The following is a 6,114-nucleotide window of genomic DNA, read 5'->3' as shown; positions in this document are numbered from 1 at the left end:
GCCGCCGGCGCAGCCGCGAAGAAGGCGGCGACCCGCAAGGCGGCCGTGGATTCGCGTACGCCGCCGACGCTGTCGAGCCCGGACAAGGTGCTGTTTCCCGGCGACACGCTGACCAAGGGCGACGTCGCCGCGTACTACGCCGGGGTCATGGACTGGCTGCTACCCGAGATCGCCGGCCGGCCGCTGTCGGTGATCCGGTGCCCGGGCGGCATCGACAGCGCCTGTTTCTTCCAGAAGCACCACACCGCCGGCATGCAGCTGGTGGAAACGGTGCGGCTGAAGGAGGAGTCGGGCGGCGCGGGCGACTACCTCGTCGTCAACGACGCGGCGGCCGCGCTGGAGCTGGTGCAGTTCAACGCGCTCGAGTTCCATCCCTGGGGCGCACTCGCGCAGGCGCCCGACATCGCTGACCGCATTGTCTTCGACCTCGACCCGGGCGAGGGCATCGCCTGGCGCGACATCGTCGCCGCTGCACGCCAGATCCGCGGGCTGCTGCAGCAGGTGGGCCTCGAATCGTTCGTGCGCACCTCCGGCGGCAAGGGGCTGCACGTGGTGGTGCCGCTCGATCCGGGCTGCGACTGGTCGGTCGCCAAGCCGTTCGCTCAGGCCTTCGCGCAGAGCCTGGCGCAGCTCGAGCCGCTGACCTACGTCGCCACGGCGACCAAGAAGTTCCGCAAGGAGCGGATCTTCGTCGACTACCTGCGTAACGGCCGCGGCGCGACCGCGGTGGCGTCGTTCTCGCTGCGTGCGCGTGCCGGTGCCCCGGTGGCGATGCCGCTGCGCTGGGAGGAACTGGGCCGGGTCAAGGCCGGCAACCAGTGGACGCTGCGCAACGCGCCCGCCCGCCTCAAGCGGCTCGGCGCGCATCCCTGGGAGGGCTTCGAGACGCTGCGGCAGACGCTGCCCGAGCAGGCCCGGCGACGCTCGCGTTGAGAAGACGCTCGATGGCGCGATCCTGCGGCGCCACGGCCGAAATCGGCCTTCCGGACGCCATCGACGCTGCTGACGCCAGTAGGAGCGCGCTTGCGCGCGAAGGGACCTGCCAGGAAGGCCCTCGCGGCCGAGGCCGCTCCTACGTGGTCCCTACGCCGCACCGTCGCCGGGAGGCGCATCCGTAGGAGCGCGCTTGCGCGCGAAGGGGCCTTACGGGGAAGGCCCTCGCGGCCAAGGCCGCTCCTACGCGTCCCCCCGCGGCATCGTCGCCAGGGGGCACGCACCCCCGTAGGAGCGCGCTCGCGCGCGAGGGCATCCGCGCGCCCCGCCCACCACGCAGGCACGCCTACACCGGCTGCCGCCGTTACCGGCGCACCTCCTGCGTATGCGACTCCAGCGCCTCGGCCAGGCCCGGCACGCCGTCGGCGCCGGTGGGCACGGTGATGCTCGATCCGGCCAGATCCCCGCCGATCGGCTGCGAGCGCCCACCCAGGCACGTCTGCAGGAAGCCCTCGGCGACGGCGTTGAAGGCCTTGCTGTTCTCCGGCCGCGCGAAGCCGTGGCCTTCGTCGGGGAACAGCACGTAGGTGACCGGAATCGCCTTGGCAGTCATCGCCTCGACGATCTGGTCGCTCTCGGCCTGTTTGACCCGCGGATCGTTGGCGCCCTGGCCGATCAAAAGCGGCTTTGTGATCGCATCGGCGCGGGTCAGCGGCGAGCGTTCGGCCAGCCAGGCCTTGCCCGCCTCGGTGCGCGGATCGCCCATGCGCCGCGCGAGCTGCTCGAAGAAGCTCGCCCAGTACGGCGGTACCGTCGACAGCAGCGTGCTGAGGTTCGACGGGCCGACGATGTCGACGCCGCAGGCGAAGGTGTCGGGCGTGAACGTCAGCCCGACCAGCGTGGCGTAGCCGCCGTAGCTGCCGCCCATGATCGCGACCTTGTCGGCCGTGGTCACGCCGCTGTCGACCGCCCATTGCACGGCGTCGAGCAGGTCGTCGTGCATCTTGCCGGCCCACTCGCCGTTGCCGGCGTTGGTGAACTGCTTGCCGAAGCCGGTCGAGCCGCGGAAGTTGACGCTCAGCACCGCATAGCCGCGGTTGGCCAGCCACTGGTCCATCGCCTTGAAGCCGTAGCCGTCGCGCGACCACGGCCCGCCGTGCACGCGCAGCACCATCGGCACCGGCGCATCGGCCTTGCCGTCGCCGTCGGCGTCGGCGTGCCTGGGGAGCGTGAGATAGCTGACGAGCGTCAGCCCGTCGCGGGACTTCAACTCCAGCGGCCACATCGGCACCAGCGGCTTGCCGTCGAGTGCCGGGCGCCCGGAGAACAGCCGCGTCAGCGCGCCGTCGCCGCCGTCGGCCGGGCGGTCGTAACGGTAGTAGACGACCGGCGATTCGGCGGCCGAGTACGCGACCAGCCAGTGGCGGTCGTCGAGCGTGCGGCTGTTGATCGACACCTCGCCCGGGCCGATCGCCTCGAGCCTGGCCAGGTCGGCCCGGATGGCGTCGTCGACCGGCGTCCAGGTCTCGCGCAGGTAGTTCGCCGACACCGCCTGGACGACGCCGGTGCGCGGGTCGGACAACGTGCCGCCGACGTCCGCGCGCGCGTCCTCGTGCACCAGCCGCTTCGCACCGGTGGCGGTGTCGACCGCGAACAGCGCGGCGGTGTCGCGCTCGCGCGAATCGTGCATGTACAGCGTTGCGCCGTCGTCGGTCAGTCCGGCCGGCCCGGTGCCGAGCACGTCCTCGAACGGCACGTCCTCGAACGCCGTCCAGCCCTCGCCTTCGCGGCGCAGCAGGTCCAGCCCGCCGTCGGGGCGCGAGCGCGAGGCGTAGCGCAGCGCGTAGTCGGCATCGGCGAGGTAGCCGCCGATCTGCGCATCGTTGCGCTCGACCAGCGTGCGTTCGCCGCTGGCCAGGTCGACGCGGTAGACATCGTGCCACTGCGGGTCGCGATCATTCATGCCCACCAGCAGCGCGTCGGGTTGGCGGTGGCTGATGCCCACGACCTGCGCAGTAGTTTTGGGAAACGGCGTGAGGTCGCGGCTCTGTCCGCCGTCGACGTCCACGGCGAACAGGTGGAAATCCTCGTCGCCGCCGGTGTCGCGCAGGTACAGCAGCGTGCCGGGCCGGTACGACCAGAAGTAGCTGCGGATGCCGCGCGCGGTGTCTTGGGTGACCGCTTTCGCGGCGGCCGGGTCGTCCGCGGGCGCCACCCAGACGTTCATCGTGCCGTCCACCGGCGCGAGCCAGCTGATGTATCGCCCGTCGGGGCTGAGTTGCACGGCCGCGCGCTCGGGATTGCCGAACAGCGCGTCGCGCGGGATCAGTTCGACCTCGTCGAGCGAGACGGGCCTGGCGGCGGGCGCGGCCGTGGCCGGTGTCTCGGTCGGTGGGCGATCGCCGCAGGCGGCGAGGCCCATCGCGACCGCGGTCGCGAGCAGCAGGTGGCGCATGGGAGGTCCCCGGATGATGGATGTGTCGCCCACGACGCTAGCGTCGCGGCGGACACGAGGTGTTGGTTTCGCGTTAAAGGCGAGGGATGACCGATGGCAGGGGCCGGCGAGGCGCTTGTGCGCCGCATCGCCAGCCCCGATGCTCGACGTCGCGCGTTGACGATGCGACGCGATTCCACTCAGGAGCCAACCATGCCCGCCCGTCGTATCCGGCCGTTGTCGACCGTCCTGCTGTGCGTGGTCCTGGCCGCCTGTGCGCGCCAGCCGAACGAGACCGCCGAATTCGCGGCCGATGCCCCGGCCGCCGAATCGCTCGAAGTCGGGGTGGTCTCGCCCCCGGCGGCCGACGCCGATGCCGACATCGAAGCGCCGATCGATCCCGCCGTGCAGATGGCGTCCGGCGCGCTGGCGCAGGCCGATCCGGCACGCCGCTTCGTCCGCACCGCGCAGGCGCGCTTCTCGGTCGACGATGTCTACCGTTCGGCGTTGGCGATCGAGGACCTCGTCGCCGCGCAGGGCGGCTTCGTGGTCGCCAACCGGATCCGGTCCGAGATCCGCGGCGTGCAGCGGCATCGCATCGGCGACGGCAAGCTGCTGGAGCTGACCGAGTACGCCACGGCCGGCGAGCTGACGCTGCGCGTGCCCAGCGACCGCGCGCAGGCGTTCCTGCGCGAGCTCGCTGCGCAGATGACCTTCCTCGACAGCCGCGACTTCGATGCCCGCGACGTGCAGTTCGACCTGCTGCGCCAGCAGCTCGCGTTCGCGCGCAGCCAGGAACTGCAGCAGTCGCTGGCGCAGGCGGTGCAGGCCGGCGACCGGCTGGATCGCAAGAGCGAGGCCTTCGCCGCGCGCGAGCGCGCGCTCGAGGCGCGCGACGAAGCCCGCGTGACACAGCGCGAGGTGGAAGACCGGATCGCGTTCGCGACGATCGACCTGTCGCTGCATCAGCCCCCTCAGGTGCGGCGCAGCGAGCGCGTGGATCCCGACGCGGTCTTCGCCCAGCACCGTCCGGGCTTCTTCGTGCGGATCGGCCAGGCGCTGCGCGGCGGCTGGGACGGCCTGCTCGACGCCGCGGTCGTCGTGGCGATGCTCTGGCCGCTGTGGCTGGTCGTGGCGGTCGCGGCGATCGGCTGGCGCGCATGGCGTCGTCGCCGGGGCGCGGCGCGCAGCTGATATCGCGCCGCAGGCGGTCGTTCGCGGCGTAGTGTCAGGCGGCGGCCGGCTGCGCTGTATCGATGCCCCGATACCCCAGCGCCTCGGTCAGGTGCCTGGATGCGATGTCGGGGCTGCCGTCGAGATCGGCGATGGTGCGGGCCACGCGCAGGATGCGGTGCATCGCGCGGGCGGACAGGTGCAGGGATTCGATCGCGCGCTCGAGCAACGCCTGGTCTGCGGGGGCGAGCCGGCAGTGAAGGGCGGTCGCGGTCTGGTCGAGCCGGGCGTTGAGGGTGCCGGCGCGGGCGTGTTGGCGTGCGCGCGCAGCGTCGACGCGGATCCGGATCGCGGCGCTGGTTTCACCCTGCGGCGCGTCGGGACGCAGCGCAGTCGGCGGCAGCCGCGGGACGTCGACGTGCAGGTCGATCCGGTCGAGCAACGGGCCGGAGATGCGCGCGCGGTAGCGGGCGATCGCCTCCCCGCTGCAGCGGCAGCGCCCCGACACGTCGCCGGCCCAGCCGCAGGGACAGGGATTCATCGCCGCGACCAGCTGGAAGCGGGCCGGGAACTCGCTCTGCCGCGCGGCGCGCGAGATCGTCACCGAGCCGGACTCCAGCGGCTCGCGCAGCACCTCCAGCGCGCGGCGGTCCCATTCGGGCAGTTCGTCGAGGAACAGCACCCCGTTGTGTGCGAGCGAGATCTCGCCCGGGCGCGGTTCGTTGCCGCCGCCGACCAGCGCGACGGCGCTCGCGGTGTGGTGCGGGCTGCGAAACGGCCGCGTGCGCCAGCGCGTCGGGTCCAGGCCGCGTCCGCTGATCGACAGCACCGCGGCGGTCTCCAGCGCCTCGGCCTCCGCGGCGTCGGGCAGCAAGCCGGGCAGCCGCGAGGCGAGCAGGGTCTTGCCGCAGCCCGGCGGGCCGACGAGCAGCAGGTGGTGGCCGCCGGCGGCGGCGATCTCCAGTGCGCGTCGGGCCTGGGCCTGGCCGCGGACCTCGCGCATGTCGGGGCCGGACAGCGTGCGCTGCGGCGGGGCGACTGCGACCGGCAACGGCTTGGTGCCGCCGAGCAGGGCGCAGACTTCCAGCAACGTGCGCGCGGTCCGCACCTCGACCTCGGACGCCAGCGCGGCCTCGGCGCCGTTGTCGGCCGGCACGACCAGACCGCGGCCGGAGCCTGCGACCGCGAGCGCCGCCGGCAGCACGCCATCCACCGCGCGCAGCTCGCCGGTCAACCCGAGCTCGCCGACGAACTCCCAGTCGCGCAGCGCCTCGGCCGGCACCTGGCCGCTGGCGGCCAGGATGCCCAGCGCGATCGGCAGGTCGAACCGGCCGCCGCCCTTGGGCAGGTCCGCGGGCGCGAGGTTCACGGTGATCCGGCGTGCCGGGAATTCGTACTGCGCGCACTGGATCGCGGCGCGCACCCGGTCCTTGGCCTCGCGCACCGCGGCCTCGGGCAGGCCGACGATCGACATCGATGGCAGGCCGCCGCCCAAGTGCACCTCAACCTGGACCTCGGGCGCCCGGATGCCTGCGCGCGCACGTCCGTGCACGAGCGCAAGTCCCATGGCAGAG

The 6,114-nt window shown here is 72.8% G+C and carries 4 protein-coding genes; 2 read left to right on the top strand and 2 right to left on the bottom strand.

The genetic code is table 11. From position 1 onward, the window contains the following. Positions 1-933 (top strand): non-homologous end-joining DNA ligase (gene ligD, locus WQ56_RS13040; protein WP_047137557.1); only part of this gene is annotated, 933 nt, incomplete at its 5' end. Between the two features lie 364 nt (positions 934-1,297). On the opposite strand, the gene WQ56_RS13035 is transcribed toward ligD, so the two are convergent. Then, a complete protein-coding gene (locus WQ56_RS13035; RefSeq protein WP_047137556.1) occupies positions 1,298-3,388 on the bottom strand; it encodes a S9 family peptidase in 2,091 nt (696 codons plus the stop codon). 192 nt (positions 3,389-3,580) lie between these two features. On the opposite strand from WQ56_RS13035, the gene WQ56_RS13030 reads away from it, so the two are divergent. Next, positions 3,581-4,561, top strand: a complete 981-nt coding sequence (locus WQ56_RS13030; RefSeq protein ID WP_197076489.1) for a DUF4349 domain-containing protein — start codon at positions 3,581-3,583, stop codon at positions 4,559-4,561. Between the two features lie 34 nt (positions 4,562-4,595). On the opposite strand, the gene WQ56_RS13025 is transcribed toward WQ56_RS13030, so the two are convergent. Further along, on the bottom strand, positions 4,596-6,107 hold the full coding sequence (locus tag WQ56_RS13025; protein ID WP_047137554.1) for a YifB family Mg chelatase-like AAA ATPase: 1,512 nt from the start codon (positions 6,105-6,107) through the stop codon (positions 4,596-4,598). Positions 6,108-6,114: the final 7 nt, after the last annotated feature.

This window comes from Luteimonas sp. FCS-9, from assembly GCF_001014645.1.
Lineage (GTDB): Bacteria > Pseudomonadota > Gammaproteobacteria > Xanthomonadales > Xanthomonadaceae > Luteimonas.
Note: the sequence above shows the minus strand (reverse complement) of the source record. Positions and strands in the feature narration are given on the sequence as shown.

Excerpts from the sequence above, each read along its gene's own strand:
- WQ56_RS13035 (WP_047137556.1), bottom strand. The coding sequence starts at position 3,388 with ATGCGCCACCTGCTGCTCGCGACCGCGGTCGCGATGGGCCTCGCCGCC.
- WQ56_RS13025 (WP_047137554.1), bottom strand. The coding sequence starts at position 6,107 with ATGGGACTTGCGCTCGTGCACGGACGTGCGCGCGCAGGCATCCGGGCG.
- WQ56_RS13030 (WP_197076489.1), top strand. The coding sequence starts at position 3,581 with ATGCCCGCCCGTCGTATCCGGCCGTTGTCGACCGTCCTGCTGTGCGTG.